20 protein-coding genes are annotated in these 23,670 nt (G+C 34.7%); 10 read left to right on the top strand and 10 right to left on the bottom strand.

Going from position 1 to position 23,670, the window contains the following annotated elements:
• Window positions 1-85: 85 nt before the first annotated feature.
• The 3 genes from ompA to J3U27_RS05880 form a co-directional block, all read right to left on the bottom strand.
• Window positions 86-1,186 (bottom strand): porin OmpA, encoded by a 1,101-nt coding sequence (gene ompA / locus J3U27_RS05890; RefSeq protein ID WP_065562884.1) that lies wholly within the window; start codon window positions 1,184-1,186, stop codon window positions 86-88.
• 180 nt (window positions 1,187-1,366) lie between these two features.
• On the bottom strand, window positions 1,367-2,275 hold the full coding sequence (locus tag J3U27_RS05885; RefSeq protein WP_267377054.1) for a recombination-associated protein RdgC: 909 nt from the start codon (window positions 2,273-2,275) through the stop codon (window positions 1,367-1,369).
• A gap of 106 nt (window positions 2,276-2,381) precedes the next feature.
• A complete protein-coding gene (locus tag J3U27_RS05880; RefSeq protein ID WP_081299519.1) occupies window positions 2,382-3,131 on the bottom strand; it encodes a MipA/OmpV family protein in 750 nt (249 codons plus the stop codon).
• A gap of 170 nt (window positions 3,132-3,301) precedes the next feature.
• Here J3U27_RS05880 and J3U27_RS05875 point away from each other — a divergent pair, with 170 nt between their 5' ends.
• From J3U27_RS05875 to J3U27_RS05865, 3 genes are all read left to right on the top strand, one after another.
• Window positions 3,302-4,711, top strand: coding sequence for an aspartate aminotransferase family protein (locus J3U27_RS05875; protein ID WP_110422514.1), 1,410 nt, complete (start codon window positions 3,302-3,304; stop codon window positions 4,709-4,711).
• A gap of 65 nt (window positions 4,712-4,776) precedes the next feature.
• Entirely contained in the window at window positions 4,777-5,826 is a 1,050-nt protein-coding gene (locus tag J3U27_RS05870; RefSeq protein ID WP_065562882.1) for a GNAT family N-acetyltransferase, read from the top strand.
• On the top strand, window positions 5,823-6,695 hold the full coding sequence (locus J3U27_RS05865; protein ID WP_267377053.1) for an arginase family protein: 873 nt from the start codon (window positions 5,823-5,825) through the stop codon (window positions 6,693-6,695). The genes J3U27_RS05870 and J3U27_RS05865 overlap by 4 nt, the downstream gene beginning before the upstream one ends.
• Before the next feature lie 49 nt (window positions 6,696-6,744).
• Here J3U27_RS05865 and J3U27_RS05860 read toward each other — a convergent pair whose 3' ends face one another.
• From J3U27_RS05860 to J3U27_RS05845, 4 genes are read right to left on the bottom strand one after another with little or no spacing between them, the layout of a single operon-like run.
• A complete protein-coding gene (locus tag J3U27_RS05860; RefSeq protein WP_220225264.1) occupies window positions 6,745-7,146 on the bottom strand; it encodes a DMT family transporter in 402 nt (133 codons plus the stop codon).
• Window position 7,147: 1 nt separating this feature from the next.
• The gene (locus J3U27_RS05855) at window positions 7,148-7,504 is read right to left on the bottom strand and encodes an EamA family transporter (protein WP_065562879.1); all 357 of its coding nucleotides are present in this window, start codon (window positions 7,502-7,504) and stop codon (window positions 7,148-7,150) included.
• A gap of 5 nt (window positions 7,505-7,509) precedes the next feature.
• Window positions 7,510-8,337: an alpha/beta hydrolase gene (locus J3U27_RS05850; RefSeq protein WP_267377052.1), complete on the bottom strand. Its 828-nt coding sequence runs from the start codon at window positions 8,335-8,337 to the stop codon at window positions 7,510-7,512.
• Between the two features lie 10 nt (window positions 8,338-8,347).
• Complete coding sequence (locus J3U27_RS05845; RefSeq protein ID WP_065562877.1) at window positions 8,348-9,076, bottom strand: MtnX-like HAD-IB family phosphatase; 729 nt, start codon at window positions 9,074-9,076, stop codon at window positions 8,348-8,350.
• A 158-nt stretch (window positions 9,077-9,234) separates the two neighbouring features.
• Between J3U27_RS05845 and J3U27_RS05840 the strand changes: the two genes are divergently transcribed.
• The 4 genes from J3U27_RS05840 (at window position 9,235) to purL (ending at window position 17,469) form a co-directional block, all read left to right on the top strand.
• Window positions 9,235-9,963, top strand: coding sequence for a winged helix-turn-helix domain-containing protein (locus J3U27_RS05840; RefSeq protein WP_065734928.1), 729 nt, complete (start codon window positions 9,235-9,237; stop codon window positions 9,961-9,963).
• On the top strand, window positions 9,960-11,303 hold the full coding sequence (locus J3U27_RS05835; protein WP_065562875.1) for an ATP-binding protein: 1,344 nt from the start codon (window positions 9,960-9,962) through the stop codon (window positions 11,301-11,303). Before J3U27_RS05840 ends, J3U27_RS05835 begins: the two co-directional genes overlap by 4 nt.
• Window positions 11,304-11,509: 206 nt before the next feature.
• On the top strand, window positions 11,510-13,186 hold the full coding sequence (gene glnS, locus J3U27_RS05830) for a glutamine--tRNA ligase (RefSeq protein ID WP_267330580.1): 1,677 nt from the start codon (window positions 11,510-11,512) through the stop codon (window positions 13,184-13,186).
• Window positions 13,187-13,566: 380 nt separating this feature from the next.
• Complete coding sequence (gene purL / locus J3U27_RS05825) at window positions 13,567-17,469, top strand: phosphoribosylformylglycinamidine synthase (RefSeq protein WP_267377051.1); 3,903 nt, start codon at window positions 13,567-13,569, stop codon at window positions 17,467-17,469.
• A gap of 60 nt (window positions 17,470-17,529) precedes the next feature.
• Here the strand turns inward: purL and J3U27_RS05820 are convergent, their stop codons facing one another.
• Both J3U27_RS05820 and aroB read right to left on the bottom strand, forming a co-directional pair.
• On the bottom strand, window positions 17,530-18,600 hold the full coding sequence (locus J3U27_RS05820; protein WP_065562872.1) for a 3-deoxy-7-phosphoheptulonate synthase: 1,071 nt from the start codon (window positions 18,598-18,600) through the stop codon (window positions 17,530-17,532).
• A gap of 248 nt (window positions 18,601-18,848) precedes the next feature.
• Window positions 18,849-19,928 (bottom strand): 3-dehydroquinate synthase, encoded by a 1,080-nt coding sequence (gene aroB / locus J3U27_RS05815; RefSeq protein WP_267377050.1) that lies wholly within the window; start codon window positions 19,926-19,928, stop codon window positions 18,849-18,851.
• Window positions 19,929-20,041: 113 nt separating this feature from the next.
• Here aroB and J3U27_RS05810 point away from each other — a divergent pair, with 113 nt between their 5' ends.
• On the top strand, window positions 20,042-21,649 hold the full coding sequence (locus tag J3U27_RS05810) for an NAD+ synthase (protein ID WP_416380544.1): 1,608 nt from the start codon (window positions 20,042-20,044) through the stop codon (window positions 21,647-21,649).
• Between the two features lie 23 nt (window positions 21,650-21,672).
• Window positions 21,673-22,011, top strand: coding sequence for a nitrogen regulatory protein P-II (glnB, locus tag J3U27_RS05805; protein WP_034883030.1), 339 nt, complete (start codon window positions 21,673-21,675; stop codon window positions 22,009-22,011).
• Here the strand turns inward: glnB and J3U27_RS05800 are convergent.
• Window positions 22,004-22,612, bottom strand: coding sequence for a hypothetical protein (locus J3U27_RS05800; RefSeq protein ID WP_141677504.1), 609 nt, complete (start codon window positions 22,610-22,612; stop codon window positions 22,004-22,006). The genes glnB and J3U27_RS05800 overlap by 8 nt on opposite strands.
• 365 nt (window positions 22,613-22,977) lie before the next feature.
• On the opposite strand from J3U27_RS05800, the gene J3U27_RS05795 reads away from it, so the two are divergent.
• Window positions 22,978-23,595 carry a TfoX/Sxy family protein gene (locus J3U27_RS05795; RefSeq protein WP_065734922.1) on the top strand — a complete coding sequence of 206 codons (618 nt, stop codon included), beginning with the start codon at window positions 22,978-22,980 and terminating at the stop codon, window positions 23,593-23,595.
• Window positions 23,596-23,670: the final 75 nt, after the last annotated feature.

Below are 23,670 nucleotides of genomic sequence, written 5' to 3'. Positions count from 1 at the left end.
TCAAGCAAGATATAATTTAATTATTAACATATAAATGAAAAAACCCAGCCGAAGCTGGGTTCAAAGGTGTAATTAATAACAAAAACTATTTTGTTTGATCAATTACTTGGACTTCTTGCACGTTACGTGCTTTAACTTCAATTTCAACACGACGATCTGGTGCTAAACATGCTTTTAAGTCAGCGCCACGAAGTGCATTACATTTATTACCAGTAACTGGTTGTGCTTTACCCATACCGCGTGAAGTGATGATTTCAGCTGGAACACCTTTTTGAACTAAATAGTTCAATACAGTGTGTGCACGACGTTCTGATAGTTTTTGGTTATAGCTATCTGAACCGATACGGTCAGTGTGACCAATTACTACGATAGCACTTTGAGTTGGGTTAATTTTAACAAGAGTTGTTAATAAATTATCAAGTGCTTGACGACCTTCTGCTTTTAAATCAGATTTTGCATAAGCAAATAGCACATCTTCATTTAAAACATAACGATTTACTTCAGTTTTGATTTCAACTGGAGCTGCAACAGATGGAGAACCTAAACGGTAAGTAATACCTAAGCTTACAGTTCCTGCATCTGGAGATGCGTGAGTTTTAGTATGAATATGTTGAACATATTGGTATTCTAAACGAGTAGAGAAATCTTCGTTAAGACGATAATCAAGACCTAAAGCATAAACTGGTGATAAATCAGTTTTTGTTTTACCACGGCCGTAAGCTTCTTTGATATCACCACTATTTTTCCATTTAGCAATAGTTACCATTCCACCTGCACGACCATAAATATCTAAATCGTCAGAAATGAATGATAGTGGGTAACTTAATTTACCAGTTAAAGAAACGCCTTGTGCTGAAACTTTACTATTACCAGCGTTAGAATGATCACCAAGATAAGTTCTTTTATATTTTGCAGAACCTAACCAATCATAACCTAATTCAAAAGCTAAGTAAGGATTAGCTTGGAAACCAAGGAAAGCACCGCCAGCAACATTACTTCTATTAGAAGTTTTAATACCAGCTTCATCTTTATCATAACCACGAACTTTATTTGCGTCTAAATTATAAAGTTCTGACCAACCTAATTTAGCACCTACATAAAAAGTATTGTCTTCATATGCAGCGTTAGCGGCAGTAGCGGTTAAACTTGCAACAGCCATTGCTAGAGCTAGAGTTGTTTTTTTCATTTTTTTGCCTCAACTTATTTGTTGTAATAGACGTTGTTTAATTTGCTTTTATTGTTTAATTTTACTTAATTTTTACGGTGTTTTATACTTAATGACCAATTATGTTACACATAATCTATTACGTATTATAGCACAATTATTATTCGGATCTAGAATAATTGATAATATATTGTAAAAAAATTAAACAATCTTATTTATAATAATATATAAATCGTTAATTGAGTTTGATAATGTGTTAGCCATAATATAGAAATCAGCTTCTAAACGTTTATCAAATTCATCAGATCCAATATCTTCATTTTCATCTAAAATAACAGAATCAAATTTAATTCTTTTCAATGTTAAGTCAGGATTAATAATAAAATTGATTCCACGTTCATCAATGATTTTAAGTTTGGTGACCCATTTACCAGAATCTAAATGAACTAACATTTCATCACTTGTAATATCTTGATTTTTACAACTGATAATCCCATTACCCTCAAGTGGATCTTTTAATTCTGCTTCATCACCCAATATAAAAGGAGGAAAACTAAGTTTTTCTCTAACCCAAGTTGTCATAATCTTTTCAAGCGGTTTTTCGATGGAAAGAGGCGTTAATGCTAATGCTCCAAGTTCTTTCCGTAAAATCGCTAGAATATCTTCAGCAAGTTTAAAACTACTGCAATCGATAATAATCCTTTTATTTTCAATGTCGATCCATAACCAATAATAGTTATATTTGCTAAATGCTCTAGGCATTAAATCGATCATCACTTCATCTTTTAATGTCGCTTTTTCATTTTTACTAAGTTTACGGCTTAATGCCTTCTCTTGCTTGTCAATCTTCTCATTTAAGGCTTGTTTGATGACAGGTGCAGGTAAAATTTTAGTTTCTTTCTTTATTTTTAATAATAAATGTCCTTGCATATCAATAATAAAATCATCCAAATTGTTATCATCGTAAGGGGATACCCAACCCATTTTGGTGGTATCTAAATTACCACAAGGAGAAAATAAAGCAGATTTGAGTGCATTTTCAATAGTCTGTTTATCCAGTAAATTATCATTATTAAGTTGATAGATAATTGTGTTTTTAAACCAAAGCATAGTGTAATTTTTCCAAAAATTAATTCATGAAAATTATTTAATTAAAATAATTAAAATAAGATTTTCACAGAAAATAAAGTATTATTAATAAGATTTAATAAAAGTATTAAAATTTATAAGATAAGCCCATATAAATGGATGTTATCGTACTATCATCAACCATAGGGCTGTCAGCTGCATCACCAGTCAGTTTATCAATATGAATTCCGCCAAAAGTAGCGATATTATCTGTTAAAGAATATTGCGCACCGATTTCAAAGTAAGGTGTAAAAGAACTATCTGCATTGAAATAGCGTAATCCTGAACGTGAAGATTCTTTATGAGATACACCATAATAATAGTCATTATGTTTACCATCAGCCCAGTTTATACCAATAGTAGGTGCGATAATTAAATTACCTTGTATATAAGGAACAGTATAGTCGGCATTAACTAAGATTCCATTACTATTATTGAGCATATCAGCGCCAATACTACTTGAAAAAATACCCCAATTAGTGGTGATATCATAATCAATTTCAGCTAACACAGTGGAATGACGACTATTAAGTTGTCTTAACTTATGATTGTCAGAATCATGAGGTTTAAATTCATTAGCAAGATAACGAACGCCAAATGATAAACTTTGATTATCGTTGTTAAAAGCGTAAATACCAGCTGATAGATCATCAATAAAAAAATAGCCATTATCATAATCAATATGAGGAACCGGATAGTAACTTGAACTATAATTTTTATATGGTGAGTTAGACCAACCCAAACCGACGCCTAATGAAGTAGGATCTGCTGACGCAATATGAGTATACCCTAAAGGAAACATTGATAATAGTGAGATTATGCAGCTTAATTTTTTCATTTTGATAACCACTCATACTGATATGATTTAAAACAATTATTGTAGTTATTTTGTCACTCAAGGCTTGTTGTCACAAAATCTATACATTAAATGTACATTGTTACAATCCATTTTCTCTGATAATAATGCCACATTTTGTCATATTTGAATATGGATTAGTGAGATAAATTATGAGTAAACCAACTTTAGAAATGATTAATAGTCGTCCCGACGATGCAACGTTATTAGCGGATGAAGCAAAATACTGTTCATTTGGTGATACCGTGCATTATGTTGAACCACCAAAGATTTTTGATGGTTGTGAAGGTAGTTACATGTATGATAAAGAAGGTAAAGCCTTCCTTGATTTACAAATGTGGTACTCTGCTTGTAACTTTGGTTATGCTAATGAGCGTTTAAATAACGTACTTAAAAAGCAAATCGATACTTTACCGCAATGTGCTAGCCAGTATTTACATCCAACTAAAATCGAATTAGCAAAAACAATTGCTCAAGGTATGGAACAGCGATTCGGTTACCAAGGACGAGTTCATTTTAATGTTGGTGGTTCACAATGTATTGAAGATTCATTAAAAGTCGTTCGTAATGCTACTGGTGGTAAATCCCTGATGTTTGCATTTCAAGGTGGTTACCATGGTCGTACTTTGGGTGCATCTTCAATTACTTCGAGCTACCGTTACCGTCGTCGTTATGGTCATTTTGGTGATCGTGCAATGTTTGTACCATTCCCATATCCGTTCCGTCGTCCAAAAGGAATGACAGCAGAAGAATATGGTGAACACTTAGTTGCTGAGTTTGCACGTTTATTTGAAACTGAGTATCACGGTGTATGGGATCCAAAAGTCGGACAAGCAGAATATGCTGCATTTTATGCCGAACCATTACAAGCAACGGGTGGTTATATTGTTCCTCCTCGTAATTACTTTAAAGGTCTGAAAAAAGTTTTAGATCAATATGGTATTTTATTAGTTGTTGATGAAATTCAAATGGGCTTTTATCGTACTGGTAAATTATGGTCAATTGAACATTTTGATGTTAAACCTGATGTGGTGGTATTTGCGAAAGCATTAACTAATGGTTTAAATCCATTAGGGGGTTTATGGGCTCGTGAAGAGTTAATCAATCCAGAAGTATTCCCAGTTGGCTCAACCCACTCTACGTTTGCTTCAAATCCTTTAGGTACCGCAGTTGGCCTAGAAGTATTAAAAATGACTTCTGAAACAGATTACGAAAAAATGGTAATGGATAGCGGTGCATATTTCCTTGAAGGATTAAAAACACTTGAGAAGAAACATAAAGAAATAGGCGAAGTTGATGGCCTTGGTCTTGCACTTCGTGCTGAAATTTGTACCGAAGATGGATTTACAGCTAACAAAGCATTAGTTGATAAAATGGTAGATATTGGTATGTCAGGTGATCTTGATTGGAAAGGTAACAAAATGGGCTTAGTGCTTGATATTGGTGGTTATTACAAAAATGTTATCACTTTTGCTCCTTCATTACATATTACTCGTCAAGAGATTGATCAAGGTATTGAACTACTCGATCAATTAATTACTCGAGCTAAAAAAGAACTTTAAGTCTTAAATCAAAATAATCCCGCTAATATCAATTAGCGGGAATTTCAGATCATTTATAGAAAGTTATGCGATATATCAATCAATTAGAACCTAATGAATTAATCAACAATTTTCTTTCTCATCCTCCGCGAGAGTTTACTAGCTGGATGAGTGAAGACGGTATACCTGCTTTTTCCGCTAAGTTTGATTTGCTCATAACTGCTGATGATGATTTTAAACATAAAGTTCATAAATTGCCTTTTTATAAAAAATGGCGGCATTGGTTACAACCAAAAACATGCTTTGTGGGTACAACCGTTTCAGAATATAGTTTATTGACTAATAAAATCGATGCGCATCAATTAGCTGACAATGTTAAGGCAGCTTATACAAAAAAATATCCATTTGTTATTGTTAAAGATTTGCCATCCGATTCACCTCTGCTTAGTAAGCAGGATAATCAATATTCTAAACAGATTATTGGTTCCTTAAAAGAACGGGGGTTTATTGAAGTTGAAGGACAAGCTTTAGCTTGGGTTCCAATTGATTTTGAGTCGATCGATGATTTTTTTGCAAAACTATCATACAGTCGTCGTAAAAATTTAAGAAGAAAACTAAAGTCCCGTGAAAAATTGGAGATTAACATCTTACAAACTGGTGATGATTGTTTTTTTGATGAGGCGACTCTTGATCTATATTATCAACTTTATCTGAATGTATATGAGCAGAGTGAAGTACATTTTGATTTATTAACTAAGCCATTTTTCACCCAATTACTGCAAAGCAAATCCTCAAATGGACGTATTTTTACTTATCATCATAATGGACAATTAATTGGTTATAACATCTGTTTTGTAGTGAACAATGTTTTAATCGATAAATACATAGGAATGGTTTATCCTCAAGCAAGAGAATTAAACCTCTATTTTGTTAGTTGGTTTGTTAATCTTGAATATGCATTACAACAAAAACTTAGTAATTATGTTGCAGGTTGGACTGATCCAGAAGTTAAAGCTTCTTTAGGTGCTAGTTTTACCTTAACTAAACACTTAGTTTATATACGAAACCCTTTATTAAGGGCTGTTTTGCGTAGATTAATTGGCCATTTCGAAACTGATAAGGAGAAAGTAGCATGACATCGCTAGTTATCCTTAACTTTGATCAAAGCGTAGGTGAAATTGATAATGCTAAAACGATTGATTTTACTCAGTGGCAAGATGTCATTCGCTTTGGTTGTAGTACAAAAAAATTCCAAAAGTTTAAAAAGGTATTACAACAATCATTACCAGAAAGCTATGGTACGGTATTAATGGGTAGTGGTGATTACCACCATATTTCGTTATTACTTATTGAGCAGCTAGCTAAGCAATATACAGAAGAAAATCCCATTGAAGTAGTTATTTTCGACAACCATCCAGATAACATGCGTTATCTGTTTGGCATTCACTGTGGATCATGGGTTAGCTATGTGGCTAGTTTACCTTTTGTTAGCCATGTACATGTATTAGGAATTACATCACATGATATTGGCTTATGGCATTTTTGGGAAAATAGATGGTCACCATTGTTTCATAAAAAACTGACTTATTGGAGCATGGATGTTAATGTCTCTTGGGCTAAGAAAATTGGTTTAAGTCATGCTTTTCGCTATTTTGATTCGCCAGATGATCTTATTACTCAGTTTCTATCCGAACAATACCGTAATACTAAACCGATATATTTATCGATAGATAAAGATGCCTTAAGTGAAGAAGTTATTCATACCAATTGGGATCAAGGAAAATTACAAACCTATCATTTATTAGATACTATTACATCTATTAAGCCTCGGATTATCGGTAGTGATATCACGGGCGAATTATCAATATGGCAGCCTAAAAATTGGTTTAAGAGATTACTAAGTTCACTGGACAAACAGCCCGAAATATCATTAGAAAAGTTAAATGATTGGCAACAAGAACAACATCAACTTAATTTAACATTATTAAAAGCTTTAAAAACCTAGCATTCAAGAACTGATATAGTTTGCCAGGTTTTTAATCCTTATCTTGAAGTTATTTAGAACGATGATGAGTATCTTTCTTCGCAAGTTTACTTTCTGCTAGTGCTAAAAACAAAATCCCTGAAACAATCAATATAGTTCCAATTAACTTAAATAAAGTGATAGGTTCATTAAATAGCCAAACTGAAGCAATCATTACGGTAACAACTTCAAAATGTGAAGCTGCAAAAGCAGGTCCTACAGGCGCTTTTTTTAATAAAGTCATCCAAGTAAAGAAAGTAAAAATGTAGCCAGCTATTGATACATAGATCCAATGACCGGAAAATACCCTAACTATCCATTCAACGCTCATCGAAAGTGGCTGGGCATGTTCGGCAGCCAATTTAAAGCTACATTGTGCAATCGTATCAAACATTAATAATACGGTAAAACCAATTAAATAGAACTTAGCCATATTAAGATAACCCCACAAAGATCACACCAGCAGTAATTAAAGACATGCCAATAACACGATATACCGTCAGTAATTCTTTAAATAGAATCCGACCTACTAACATGATAGTAATGATATTAAATGAGGCGAGCAATACACCTTGGGAAAGTGGAACTAAAGTTAAAAAAGCTAACCACAGTAAAAATTCGGCAATGTAAGATGATATTCCTATCCAAATCCAATGATTTTTGGCGAGATCTAACCAATAGTACCATCCATCTCTATTGGTAGGTGATATTGCAGCATATTTAAAAGCAACTTGTCCTAAGGTATCAAAACAAATATTACTAACCCAAAGAAAAATAACTAAGGATGACATTATGCTTAAGTTCCTTCTGCCAGATTATTAAAAAATGAAGCGCACTCTTTAATTACTTCACGGCGTTGGCTATCAATAGTAATTAAATGATAACTATCATTTAATACAACTAATCGTTTTGGACCAGAAACATGCTCCTCAACTAATTTTGCATTAGTTTCAATATTGGCAATATCGTCATTACCTGAATGCATAATTAAACAAGGTGACGTAACTTTTGGTAATTCTTGGCGAACATGTTTTGCCAATAATTGCATTTCTGCTAATGCAGGAAATGGATTTCCAGCAAGCCCAGCGGATGCAGCATCGCCACTTAACATGCTTTCTGATACCACCGCTCGGATACGCTCATCTTTAAGACCATAAGGCGGTTTTTCAATAAAAGAGACTTTTTGAAAAATGCCAAGTTTTTTAAAATAGACCAATAAAAAGAAAAACTTTTTAGCCCAAAATGGCATACTCCAACCATCATAATAAAATGTAGGTGCTAGAACACCAACACCTTTAACTTGATTTGGACGATCTGCAGCAAGTTTCAACGCCAAAAGTGCGCCCATTGATAAACCTGCGACAAAAAGGTTGTCTACATGTTTAGCTAAATAATCAGCGCCATCTTGAACGCTTTTATACCAATCTTGCCAAGTTGTTTTACATAGATCTGCTTCAGTACCACAGTGACCTGCCAATTGTATTGCATAAACAGTAAATCCCGCTTTATGTAAACCATTGGCTAAAATACGCATTTCATTTGGTGTGCCAGTTAAACCATGAATTAATAGCACGCCATTTTTATTTCCTGGTAAAAAATAAGATAAATCTTCAATTGTACTCATTATTGTTCCTTTATTTCACCATCATGACAGGAATTAGTGATTGCTCTGCTTGTTTTAAAGCCTCTGTTACATCAGCAAAATTAACAATAGCAGTGTGCTTAATGTTATTTTTTTCACAGTAATTGATCAGCTTATCTTTAGCAAAAACCAGATCGACATGATGTGAAACGCAAAAATCAGAAGTACCATCACCAACATACAATATTTGAGGAAAATGTTGCTGTTGTTTTACATGATTGCATTTGCAATTACCACTTTGTTTTATACAATCCTTATTAGCGTAAGGAAACTCAAGGCGCCAACTTCTGTGATTATCATGCAATAGTTTATTAGCATAAATAGGTAAATGTTCAATACCATGACGCTTTAATACAAATTGGATAGCATAATCTAAACCATCACTAACTACATGAACTGGTATATGTTTTTTTTCGGTATACTTAATGAATGATTTAAAGCTAGAATCAATTTCAATTTTTGCCAATGCTTGATTAAGTTCTTCTAAGCTTGCGTCCATTAAGGCAATCTGTTTACTCATACACTCTTGAGAACCAATTTTACCACTAACCCACAACTCTTCGAGCTCATCACAGCCATCTTGGCCGAACTGACTAAGTAAAGTATCAGTTACATCTTTAACACTAATTGTGCCATCAAAATCACACAAAATAATAGGGTTGTGATAGCGAGTGTAAGATGGTTGAAAAAGATGATTAGTAATTGATGAAAAAGTATTCATATTCCAAGTAAAAATTGCTAGTTATAGATATTGGCGACAATTTTCTCACAAAGTGGTAGCTAACTTTGTTGGCTCTTTGTATATATTTTGTAACGAGGCTCTATTTGCCTGTATAATGAAGCATCTCGAAGTCCACTTTACGGTAAAGAGAATCAGAAATGAGTGAACGCATATTAATTATCGAAGATGATGAAAGATTAGCCAATTTAATACAAGTCTACCTAATCCGTCAAGGATATAGGGTCGATTGGCATAATAGTGGTGAAGGAGCAGAAGAAAAAATACAACAAATCAACCCTGATTTGGTTATTTTAGATGTAATGTTACCTGAAAAAACTGGATTTGATATCTGTCGAGATATACGTTCATGGTTCAGTAACTATATTCTTATAATGACGGCTAGCGAAGATAATATTGATGAAATCGTGGGATTAGAGTTAGGCGCTGATGATTATTTAGCTAAACCTGTTGAACCACGATTATTACTAGCTCGGATTCGAGCATTGCTACGCCGAAAACAAAATGAAACAGAAAAAGAAGGCCTAAAAGAGCAAATTGCTTTATTTAACAATAATACTTTGGCCTTTGAAAATTTAGTGATTGATGGTGAAAATCGTAAAGTGTTATTAGACGGGCATGAAATAGATTTAACGACTGCCGAATTTGACTTACTCTGGTTGTTAGCTAATAACGCAGGTAAGATTCTATCTCGAGACGATATATTTTCCCAAGTTAGAGGGATTGATTTTGACGGTAGCGATCGTTCAATTGATGCCCGAATTTCTCGGTTAAGACGTAAACTCCTTGATGATCCTGATAATCCTTCAAGAATTAAAACGGTTCGAGGAAAGGGGTATTTATTCATGCGCGAAGGGGAAAACCATTGAGACAGTTATTAGCTAAACCGCTATTTTTTAACCGCCGCATCGTCTTTTATCTAGTTATTTTACTTTCATTGCAATGTATTATCGCCTATGGTGCATTATTAGTGTTTGATTCACTACCTTCATCATTAACTGATATGCCAGATGATCATATCGTTTTTCGTGAATCACAACGAGGAACAGTCAACTTAATTCGCAAACATATTGATGAAAACAAACAGCGTCCACTGCAAGCAGTAGTTGACGAGTTACAACCATATTTTGGTTATCCAATCAAAGTATTACCTGCAAATACAGAATTATCTCATTCTGTAAAAAAAGAACTTGAAAAACTTGATTTTGCTTATGATGGTGATGACGAAGTTGTCTATATCAATCTCAATGATGGTCATTTATTACAATTGGGGCCGATTCTAATGCGAGATATATTAGAATCAAATACCATGTCGTTGAGCGTTTTCCTTATTATTTGGGCATTATTTAGTGCCATAATCTTTTTTATATTAATCTATTTCGCGTTTAGTGCTGTATGGAAAGATCTGGTCAACATACGTCAAACCGCAGAACAACTTGGACAGGGCAATTTGAAGGCTCGAACGGAAAATGTGAAAGGTTGGTTATTCAAACCATTAGCCAATGTTTTAAATAATATGGGGACTCACATTGAGCATCTTGTCAGCACTAACCAAACAATTTCACATGCGATGGCACATGAACTACGAACCCCTCTTGCACGAATGCGATTTGAGTTAAGTATGCTTGAAGAATCTACAGACGAAGTAGAAAGATCTGATTTACAAAAAGGAATGAGTGATGATATAGATGAACTTGAAACCCTCATTAATGCTAGTTTGAATTATTTTAAAATGCAGCAAAGTAATATTGAATTAAACTTTACTACTGTATCGTTAAAACAATGGGGTGAAAAAGTTTGTCAGTCATTAGCACTATTTAAACCTAAGGGCTTTGAGCTCATTTGCCATAGCCAAGATGCTAAAGCTAAAATTGATATCAATTTGGCAGAAACTATTGTCAAAAATCTGCTACTTAATGCGTTTAAATATGCAGCCCATAAAGCAGTATTAAATATAACCAAACAAGATAACCGAGTTATTTTGGAAATTGATGATGATGGTGCAGGCATTCCTTTCGATTCTCGAGAAAAAATTTTTATGCCTTTTGCTCGCCTTGACACCAGTCGTACACGATCAACTGGTGGATATGGGTTAGGCTTAGCTTATGTAAAATTAATGGCAGAATTTCATGACGGTAAAGCATTCGTGGTTACTAGCCCACTAGGTGGTGCACGATTTGTAGTTTCGATAAAATCAGGTGAGGAATAACTGAAGTTAAAATTAAAATAATTGTTAAAATTATTTAGGAGTGTTATCCGTTTGAGGGTAATTATTTTTTTCAGGTAACTGAAATCTCTTGTTTTAACGTTTCGAAAAGACAAAAAATTTGCTATATTCGTCGGTCGAAGTGATAAAAGTGATAAATCTCATTTCTAAATTGGTTATGAGTAAACATATATAATCAGAGGTTTTTTATGAGCGGTGATTTACCGACAGAGAACGAAACTCGTCCAAATAACTTTATTCGTCAAATTATTGATGCGGATCTTGCTGCGGGAAAATATAAAACAACGCATACTCGTTTTCCGCCTGAACCTAATGGCTACTTACATATTGGTCATGCAAAATCTATCTGTTTGAACTTCGGTATTGCCCAAGATTATCACGGTAAATGTAATTTACGGTTTGATGATACCAATCCAGCCAAAGAAGATATTGAATATGTTGAATCAATTAAAGAAGATGTCCGCTGGTTAGGATTCGAATGGGATGGTGAGATTTGCTATTCATCTGACTATTTTGACCGTTTATATGAATATGCCATAGAGCTTATCAATAAAGGATTAGCTTATGTAGATGAACTATCTCCTGAAGAAATTCGAGAGTATCGAGGCACTTTAACACAACCAGGTAAAAATAGCCCTTATCGTGATCGAAGCATAGAGGAAAATTTAGCATTATTTATCCAAATGAAAGAGGGTAAATTTGCTGAAGGTAAAGCTTGCTTAAGAGCGAAAATCGACATGGCTTCACCTTTTATTGTTATGCGTGATCCAGTTTTATACCGTATTAAATTTGCCGAGCATCACCAAACTGGTAATAAATGGTGTATCTATCCGATGTATGATTTTACTCACTGTATTTCGGATGCTATTGAAAATATAACCCATTCACTTTGTACGCTTGAGTTCCAAGATAACCGTCGTTTATATGACTGGGTTTTAGATAATATTACTATTGAAGCTCGTCCTCATCAGTATGAGTTTTCTAGATTAAATCTAGAATATGCTATTACCTCAAAACGTAAATTAACACAATTGGTTGCCGAAGAAATTGTTGATGGTTGGAATGATCCTCGTATGCCAACCGTTTCAGGTTTACGCCGTCGAGGTTATACCCCAGCTTCAATTCGTGAATTTTGTCGTCGAATCGGGGTAACCAAACAAGAAAATACCGTTGAAATGAGTACTCTTGAATTTTGTATTCGAGAAGATCTCAACGAAAATGCACCTCGAGCAATGGCGGTACTTGATCCGGTAAAAGTGGTAATTGAAAACTTCTCAGAAACACTCGATGAAGTATTAAGTATGCCAAACCATCCTAACAGGCCAGAACTTGGACATCGTGAAGTAACATTTACACGCGAGATTTATATTGATCGAGCTGATTTCAGGGAAGAAGCTAATAAAAATTATAAGCGTTTAGTATTAGGTAAAGAAGTCCGTCTACGTAATGCTTATGTGATACGCGCTGATCGTGTTGAAAAGGACGCAGAAGGTAATATTCAAACTATTTATTGTAGTTACGATCCGGCAACTTTAAATAAAAATCCTGAAGATGGACGTAAAGTTAAAGGCGTTATTCATTGGGTATCAGCCAAGTATGGTAAACCTGCTGAAATTCGTCTTTATGATCGTTTATTTAGTACCCCAAATCCTGGTAGCGCTGAGGATTTTTTATCAACTATCAATCCAAATTCTTTAATTATTAAACAAGGATTTGTTGAGCCTAGTTTGAAAAAAGCCAAAGCCGAACAAGCTTATCAATTTGAACGTGAAGGTTATTTCTGTCTTGATAGTAAGTATGCGACAGAAGATAAATTAGTCTTTAATCGAACGGTAGGCTTAAGAGATAGTTGGAACGAAGCTTAATCATAGAGAAGCTTAGTTATAGAATAAAAAACGCCAACTTTAGTTGGCGTTTTTTATTGTCATCGCTGTTGAGATATTATTCTACCTTTTTACTTCTTTTTGCAATCTTATAGCTATAAGCATTAAAAATAATTCTTCTAGTATTAATTCTCCAAAATTAACCCTATAGATGAAAGAGATGATTTGTAAGAAATCAGTTTTTTATATGTTAATCAAAGTGCTACATTAGTGTAAAAATGAGTAAATAAGCTTTCAAAAACCCCGCTCCTCAACTTTTTTTATTAAATCATATAATGATTTTTAAGATAGCCTCTTTAGCTACTTTCTTTTATAATGTTGTTCTATTTTTTTCCTTTTTTTGCTTAAAAAGAGTACTTAGCATGAAAATTTTAGCTGGTTCTTCTGCTCTATCGACATTTCGTATTAATAAAATTCTATCCTCATGTCGTGAACAATCTATCCCCATTGTCAATATCGAAGCTCAATATATTCACTTTATCGATCTGATTGATGAACTGACTTCCGAACAGAGTTTAACCTTGGATAAGCTGTTACAATATGGTCCTAAAAGTGCGCAGATAAAGATAGAAAATCCAGCAAATAAAATACTCTTTTTAGTTACCCCTCGCGAAGGTACTATCTCACCATGGTCATCTAAAGCCACCGATATAGCACATAATTGTGGACTATCACAAATCCATCGAATAGAACGTGGAATTGCTTATTATGTACAAGTTAGTTCCACCTTAACGGCAATACAACAAAATACTTTCCTTTCATTAATTCATGACCGAATGATGGAGACGGTATTAAGTAGCTTTGAGCAAGCTCAGCAATTATTTAAGACTGAACAGCCCAAACCAGTAACCATTGTTGATTTATTAGGAAAAGGGCGCAATGCTTTAGAAGAGGCTAATGTAAAATTAGGTTTAGCTTTAGCGCCGGATGAAATTGACTATTTAGTTGAAAGTTTCCAAAAATTAAACCGTAATCCTACAGATATTGAACTCTATATGTTCGGTCAAGCGAATTCTGAACATTGTCGCCATAAGATATTCAATGCTGATTGGGTGATTGATGGTATAAAACAACCAAAATCATTGTTTAAAATGATAAAAAACACCTTTGAAAATACGCCAGATTATGTGTCATCCGCTTATAAAGATAATGCTGCGGTAATGGATGGTTCAAAAGTGGGGCGTTTTTTTGCTGATTATGAAAATCGAACTTACGATTTTCATCAGGAATATGCAGATATTCTCATGAAGGTTGAAACGCATAATCATCCAACTGCGATATCTCCTTGGCCAGGAGCAGCAACTGGTAGTGGTGGTGAGATTCGGGATGAAGGTGCGACTGGAAAAGGCGCCAAACCCAAAGCAGGTTTAGTTGGTTTTTCCGTTTCAAATTTACGAATTCCTAATTTTGAGCAACCTTGGGAACAAGATTTTGGTAAACCGGATCGAATAGTGAGCGCCTTCGATATTATGATGGATGGACCTTTAGGTGGCGCTGCATTTAATAATGAATTTGGTCGTCCAGCATTGTTAGGTTATTTTCGTACTTATGAAGAAAAAGTAAACAGCTTTAATGGCGAAGAGGTCAGAGGTTATCATAAACCAATTATGTTAGCTGGTGGTATGGGAAATATCCGTCGAGAACATATCCAGAAAGGTGAATTTCCTATTGGTTCCAAACTAATTGTTTTAGGCGGACCAGCTATGAATATTGGTTTAGGTGGTGGTGCTGCGTCCTCAATGACTTCTGGGCAATCGGATGCGGATCTCGATTTTGCCTCGGTTCAACGTGATAATCCTGAAATGGAACGTCGTTGCCAAGAGGTCATCGACCGTTGCTGGCAACTTGGCGATAAAAATCCTATTTTATTTATCCATGATGTAGGCGCGGGAGGCTTGTCTAATGCTATGCCTGAACTTGTTAGTGATGGTGGCTGTGGTGGTCAGTTTGAATTGCGCAAAATATTAAGTGATGAGCCGGGGATGTCGCCGTTAGAAATTTGGTGTAATGAATCACAAGAGCGTTATGTACTGGCTATTCATCCGGAAAGCCTTGAGTTATTTGATGAACTTTGTAAACGTGAACGCGCACCCTATGCGGTTATCGGGGAAGCTACAATAAATAAAGCAGTAGTTTTACATGATGAACATTTTAATAATAATCCGATAGATTTACCTTTAGATGTTTTACTTGGTAAAACCCCTAAAATGTTACGTGATGTAAAGTCAAGCCAAGCCGAAGGTGACCATTTTTCTACATCTGAAATCAATTTATATGATGCAGTGAAACGGGTACTGCATTTACCAGTTGTGGCCGAAAAAACCTTTTTAATTACGATTGGTGACCGTTCGGTAACTGGCATGGTTGCTCGTGATCAGATGGTTGGACCTTGGCAAGTACCTGTTGCCGATTGTGCAGTGACAACAGCAAGTTTAGATAGTTATTATGGTGAAGCTATGTCAATGGGTGAACGTGCCCCTGTTGCATTGCTTAACTATGCTGCATCAGCACGATTAGCTGTTGGTGAAGCAATTACCAATATTGCGGCGACAAACATTGGCGACATTAAGCGAATTAAGCTTTCGGCTAACTGGATGGCAGCCGCAGGTCATCCGGGTGAGGATGCTGGCCTTTATCAAGCAGTTAAAGCTATTGGTGAAGAACTATGCCCAACGTTGGGTCTGGCTATTCCGGTTGGTAAAGATTCCATGTCAATGAAAACAACATGGCAACAAAATGGTGAACAAAAAACGGTAACCTCACCTTTATCATTAGTGATTTCGGCATTTGCTCGAGTTGAAGATGTACGTAAAACGGTTACGCCACAACTTCGCACCGATCAGGATAATCTATTGTTGTTTGTTGATCTCTCTAAAGGTCACCATGCATTAGGTGCAACGGCATTGGCGCAGGTTTATCGCCATCTTGGACAAAGAACTGCTGATGTTCATGACGCTAAAGAATTAGCTGATTTTTATCAAGCGATACAAACGCTAGTCGCTCAAAATAATCTACTGGCTTATCATGATCGCTCAGATGGTGGGTTATTGGTTACTTTGGCTGAAATGGCATTTGCAGGGCATTGCGGTATTGATGTTGATATTCATTCTCTCGGTAGTGATGTGATTGCCTCGTTATTTAATGAGGAGCTAGGGGCAGTTATTCAAATTCGTGGTAGTGATTTAGACGAAGTCATGACATGCTTTAAGCATTTTGGACTGTCCCATGCGATTTATAAATTAGGCTCAGCTAAGGTCGGACAGCAATTTATTGTGCGTAATAACAGTGCTGTGGTATATAGCGAATCTCGATTAACCATGAGAACTTGGTGGGCAGAAACCACTTGGCAAATGCAGCGTTTGCGAGATAATCCAGCATGTGCTGATCAGGAGCATCAAGCCAAACAAAATGATGACGATCCGGGATTAAATGTTCACCTTACTTTTGATTCAGAACAAGATATTGCTGCACCTTATATAGCCAAAGGTGTGAAGCCTAAAGTTGCAATTTTACGTGAACAGGGTGTCAACTCGCATGTTGAAATGGCTGCTGCATTTGCTCGAGCTGGATTTGAATCAATTGATGTCCATATGACGGATTTATTATCTGGGCAAGTGACATTGAATCAATTTAATACCATCGTTGCTTGTGGTGGTTTCTCTTACGGAGATGTATTAGGTGCAGGCGAAGGATGGGCTAAGTCTATTTTATTTAATGAACAAGTTCGCCATGAGTTTGAGCAATTCTTCCATCGTAATGATACTTTGTCATTAGGTGTATGTAATGGCTGCCAAATGATGTCAAATCTCAAAGATCTAATACCAGGTGCTGAGTTATGGCCTCGTTTTGTACGAAACGTATCGGAACGCTTTGAGGCACGCTTTAGTTTGGTCAAAATCCAATCAAGTCCTTCATTACTCTTTACTGATATGGCTGGTTCGCATATGCCTATTGCGGTTTCTCATGGTGAAGGTCAAGTTGAAACTAGAGATTTAGATCATTTAACTCGTTTAGAGGCTTCAGGTTTAGTGGCAGTCAGGTATATTGACCATTTTGGAAAAGCGACAGAGCAGTACCCAGCAAATCCGAATGGATCACCAAATGGTATTACAGCTGTAACGTCAAGTGATGGTCGATCAACTATAATGATGCCACATCCAGAGCGAGTTTTTAGGACTGTAACCAATTCATGGCATCCTGATAATTGGGGCGAAGATAGTCCTTGGATGCTAATTTTCCGCAATGCACGCAAGCAACTTGGATAAAAAAATCGCCGACTTCTGTCGGCGATTTAGTTCCATGAAAATAATATAAACTTTAATCGGTTACTTTTGCCTATTATTTAGAGGCTCTGCTAAGTCATTGTTCATTTTTCGCAATAATTGCTCAGTTGTTTCAAAATTGATGCAAGCATCAGTAACTGATACACCATACTTAAAGTTTTCTTTTGGTTGTTCAGATGATTGATTTCCTTCAAATAAATTACTTTCGATCATGACACCAATAATTGAATTGTTGCCTTGCTTAATTTGCTCAATAATTGAGTCAACAACAATTGGTTGATTACGGTAATCTTTATTTGAGTTGGCGTGACTACAATCTATCATTAAATTAGGCACTAATTTAGCCTTGTTCATTTGAACTTCACATAATGCAACATTTTCGGCATCAAAGTTAGGTGTTTTTCCTCCTCTTAGGATCACGTGACCATGTGGATTACCTAAAGTTTGTAATACCGTAACTTGCCCTTGTTGATTAATACCTACAAATCGATGTGCCATTGAAGCTGATTTCATTGCATTAATCGCCACATCTAAACTACCATCTGTACCATTTTTAAAGCCAACTGGCATGGATAATCCTGACGCCATTTCTCGGTGAGTTTGTGATTCAGTGGTTCTTGCACCAATAGCTGACCAGCTAATTAAATCACCGATGTATTGAGGTGTATTTGGATCTAATGCTTCAGTTGCAATTGGTAACCCGATTTTAGTGATATCAAGAAGTAATTTACGTGCTTTTTTTAAACCATGTTCAATATCGAAGGAACTATCCATATGTGGGTCATTGATCATGCCTTTCCAACCAACAGTGGTTCTTGGTTTTTCAAAATAAACACGCATAACGATAAATAAGTTATCTTTAACTTCATCAGATAGTTTTTTTAGTTTATGTGCATATTCAATTGCGGCTTCAGTATCGTGAATAGAACAAGGACCACAAACAATAAGTAATCGATGGTCACGACGTTCTAAAATATTAACAATAGTTTGACGAGATGAAGCAATTTGATTTTCTAATTCTGATGATAATGGATAAAGATTCTTAATTTCTTCTGGTGTAATTAACATGTGCTCATCTCTAATTCGAACGTTATTTAGTGTGTCTTTTAACATTTTATTTTCCTTGTTAAAATCATGCATATTTTTTATATGTAAAATATTGATTACATAAACACTTAATATGTAAACACAAAATTACGAAATAGTAAATTAAAATTTTACTTATTGTTAGATAAAATACAATATTAATTCGTAAACATTTATTTACATTTTAAGGGTTTAATTCAAATGAGTGGAAACAAATGTGTACGAATACTTGGATAAATTACAAGTACTCGTATATCAATGAGGATAAATAAGATTTAGATAGAAGATATTGCTTTTAATATTAATTGTTTATCAATAACATCAATGACTTCAACAGAACCTATTTTAGTCGGTAAAACTAATCTAATTTGCCCAGATTGAACTTTCTTATCTCGTAACATGTGAGGAATATAAGATTCATTTGGCATCTGTGTAGGTCTTTTTACTGGCAATTTAGCCTTAATTAATAACTTTTCAATCCGATCAAAATCTTCATCAGTAAATTTGCCAAGTAACTTAGCTGTTTGAGCTGCCATTAGCATTCCAACACTAACTGCTTCACCATGTAACCAATTCCCATAGCCAAGTTCAGCTTCAATTGCATGACCGTAGGTGTGGCCAAGATTTAATATAGCGCGCATATCTTGTTCTGTTTCATCAGCAGCGACAACCTGAGCTTTCAATTCACAACATCGATAAATACAGTAACTTAATGCATCGACATCTAAATTAAGTAAATCATCTATATGTAGTTCTAGCCAATTAAAAAACTCACAATCCATTATAATGCCATATTTAATCACTTCAGCTAGACCTGCTGAAAGTTCTCTTTGTGGTAAAGTTTTTAAACAATTAATATCAATTACGACTGATTGCGGCTGATAAAATGCACCAATCATATTTTTACCTAGAGGGTGATTAATTGCAGTTTTACCACCAACGGAAGAATCGACTTGAGATAATAAAGTAGTAGGAACCTGTATAAATTTTATGCCACGTTGATATGCGGAAGCTGCAAAACCTGCCACATCTCCAATAACGCCACCACCAAGTGCAATAAGTATGCTACTGCGAGTATGATTGTTGGCCAGTAAAGCAGTCAAGATTTTATTCCAAGTTTCCATAGTTTTGTATTGCTCGCCATCAGGAACAATAATGAAATCAGTTTTGACCCCATGATCTTCAAGCATTTTAATTAATTGCTGTAAATAAATTGGAGCAATAGTGTCATTTGTAGCAATGAGGACTCTCTGGCCACTATGTAGTTTGAAATATTCAAATTGACTAAGTAAGTTTTCACCAATAGTGATAGGATAACTGCGATTATCTAACGCAACATTTAGGATCTTTTGCATAATTATTTCCAGATAAGTTCATGCCAATTTAATCTTTAATGTTAACGATAAAAAAGTGGCAGCGCAACTTAGAATCATTTAAACTTATTGGCAATTTTTTTCTGTAATGTTGAATTTATATGACTTTATCTTTCGTGTTAGCACAAAAAAATTGGCGTGTAGGTGATATTGAAGGTAATACTCAGCAAATCATTGAACTGATACAAAACTATTCCTCTAATGATCTAATTATTTTATCTGAGCTTGCAATTTGTGGTTATCCTCCAGAAGATTTAATTTATCGCGATGATTTTAAAATTCGTTGTCAACAAGCTTTATTGACTATCAAGCAAGCTAGTCAACAATGTAGTGTTATTGTTGGTCATCCTCATTGGCAAGATGGAGTGGTTTATAATGCGTTATCATTGTTTTCTGAAGGACAACAAATAGCCTGTTACCATAAACAGCAGTTACCTAATTACGATGTATTTGATGAAAAACGTTATTTTAGTGCTGGTGAGCAGACTTGTGTTATCGATTTTAAAGGTAAAAAAATTGGTTTATTGATCTGTGAAGATCTTTGGCAATGTGAGCCGATTGATCGAATTGGCGCTCAGGGTGCGGATCTGGTTATTTCTATTAATGCTTCACCTTATGCTTATGAAAAACAGAAAAATCGCGAAGAACTTATAAAACACCATGCTTTAAGAACCGGCTTACCGATTATTTATGTGAATCAAATTGGTGGTCAAGATGAGCTTATTTTTGATGGTGGCTCATTTGTATGTGATGATAAAGGCCATATCGTTCATCAGCTCAACTTTTTTGAAGAACAAATTTCTATTTTTCATCTTGGACATAATTATAAACCAGTTGTTGATTCTAAAAGTGATCCATTAGCAAATGTTTACGATGCATTAGTTTTAGCGACTCGCGATTATATTACTAAAAATGGTTTTCAAGGTGCAGTATTAGGATTATCTGGTGGAATTGATTCCGCTTTAACATTGGCAATTGCAGTTGATGCTTTGGGTAAAGATAAAGTACAAGCGGTTATGATGCCGTTCAGATATACGGCAGATATTAGTATTGCTGATGCAAAAGAAGAGGCTGAAATATTGGGTGTTGAATTTGATATTATTTCAATTGAACCGATGTTTGATGCTTTTATGTCTTCTTTAACGCCGATGTTTATGGGTACACAAAAAGATACAACTGAAGAAAATCTACAAGCACGTTGCCGCGGTGTGATTTTAATGGCGCTTTCAAACAAACGTCGTAGATTAGTTTTAACGACAGGCAATAAAAGTGAAATGTCGGTTGGTTATGCAACACTTTACGGTGATATGGCTGGTGGTTTTGATGTACTTAAAGATGTACCTAAAACCATGGTATTTGCGTTATCTAAATATCGAAATAGTAGATCGCCTGTTATTCCTGAACGAGTCATTACACGCCCACCTTCAGCTGAACTTGCACCAGATCAAAAAGATGAAGATAGTTTGCCTCCATATGATATTTTAGATGGGATATTAAAAGGTTATGTTGAACACGATTTTTCCGTTGAACAACTAGTTGCGCAAGGTTATGATGAAACAACTGTGAGGCGAGTGATTAAATTAGTTGATATTAACGAATATAAAAGACGTCAATCAGCAGTAGGTCCTAAAATTACAACTCGTAATTTTGGTAAAGGTAGACGATATCCAATTACTTCTGCTTTTGGATTTAAGAATTGGTAATCTCGAATTAAGGGCAAAGAGATATGAAAAAAATTGAAGCAATTATTAAACCTTTTAAACTAGATGATATTCGAGAAGCTCTTGCTGATCAAGGAATTACGGGGATGACCGTTACTGAAGTGAAAGGTTTTGGTCGCCAAAAAGGGCATACTGAGCTTTATCGTGGTGCTGAATATATGGTTGATTTTTTACCAAAAGTAAAAATAGAACTTGTTGTCGCTGACGATATTTTAGAAACATGTATTGAGACTATCATGAAAACCGCTCAAACAGGTAAAATTGGTGATGGAAAAATATTTGTTTATAACGTTGAGCAAGTAATACGTATACGTACTGGTGAAATGGATGAGTCAGCTATTTAACTTTATCGATTTGAATATCGGGACGTTCTTGCCGAAGTAGATTATTGGTGACAACGCCCTGAATCGAACAAATAAGGAGTTGCATATTATCACCTTTTTCAAGCAGTAATAACTTTTCGGTAGTATTTGGAGCTGGTATTGTTTTTACTCCAACTACTGTTCCTGTGTTTTTATGCCAAACCTGGATATCGTCAGTAATATTTCGAATTCTTGGATTGGCAATATACAGAAGATCATCTTCCATATTTTTCCACTCTAAAAAGTCCAAACTTTCACGTATCTCATTCATATTATTATCGATGATGAATCCCCAGAAATAATATTTTCCCATTTTTTTCAAATCCATCGCACTATCATAATAACCGATGAGTTTTAAGTTTTTATATTGAATAGGCGTTTTGAAATAAATGAAGTTTTTATTCGTGTCTGTGCGGTTTTCGACTGGAATATAAGCCTGATTATGATTAAAAATTTCAACATTAGTATGATTTTTTAATTCTTCTCTATGCTCATAGACATGATTAAAAAAGTCAGGATTACAGGATGTCAATTCTTCAATCAGCGGTAATTTATCTGCTGATACGGCAAATGAACAAAACATAAAAAGCGGGATTATAACGTTTTTGAGCATGTTGATTGAAGTTGACAATAATAGATACCATTTAGTTAATTATTGATGATTGTATAATTATTACAGCAGAATAACAATGTTAATGCATTTTTTCTTTTTTAAGAAATATTAAGATTTGACAAATATTTAACCGCTAAAAAAAACCTTAAATTTTTTTAGAGCAAAAAAAATTTAATTAATCAAGTACAAATCAAACAAATATTCATTTATGGAAGACAGATCCCATATTTATTAATTAATGTTAATTAGTTGTTTTAATATTAATAAAATTAATATAGTTTAGCATAAACATATTAGTTAAAGTTATTTATAAAGGTAAGTGAAAGGGAATTTATATGCTTAAAACATTAGCAGTGAATATTAAACAGGAGTTTTCTTGCATTGAAGACATTTCATTAAGGTCATTTTTTGGAGGATTTAGTCTTAATAGTGAATCAGTTATGTTTGCTTGGGTCGATCAAAATGATGTTTATCTGAGAGCCCATGATAAATATCGTTCAATGTTTGTTGAACTCGGTATGCAACCACTTGATCTGGTATTTGATGGATCACATAAATTGCTTGATTACTATAAAGCAAGTGATGCGTTACGCCAAGATCGAAAAAAATTGCATGATATAGTGAAAATGGTCATTGAACATGCAAAACAAGATCTAGACGAAAAAGTAGCTAGATACCAAAGTCGTTTAAAATCTTTACCCAACATGACGGTTTCTTTGGAAAAATTGATGGTAAGTTCTGATATTACCGATATAGAAACATTTAAAGAAGTCGGTTATTTGGAAACTTTTTATCGAATAAAAAGTAAAAATCCAAAACTGTCAATTAATGTTCTGTTTGGTTTATATGGAGCCCTACATGATCGACATGTAGGAACATTATCATCCGAAACTAAAGAAGAAATTGAATTAGCTTATCAAAATTTCTTGAATACAAAACAAGATTTGATTTAATCAATTACTTTTAATAAGGAAAATACCATCATTAAACTTAGTTTTTAATGATGGTATTAAATTCGATGCTAATTA

The organism is Gilliamella sp. B2911, from assembly GCF_026536965.1.
Lineage (GTDB): Bacteria > Pseudomonadota > Gammaproteobacteria > Enterobacterales > Orbaceae > Gilliamella > Gilliamella apicola_E.
The sequence above is the reverse complement of the archived record's forward strand: the minus strand, read 5'-3'. Positions and strand labels throughout refer to the sequence as shown.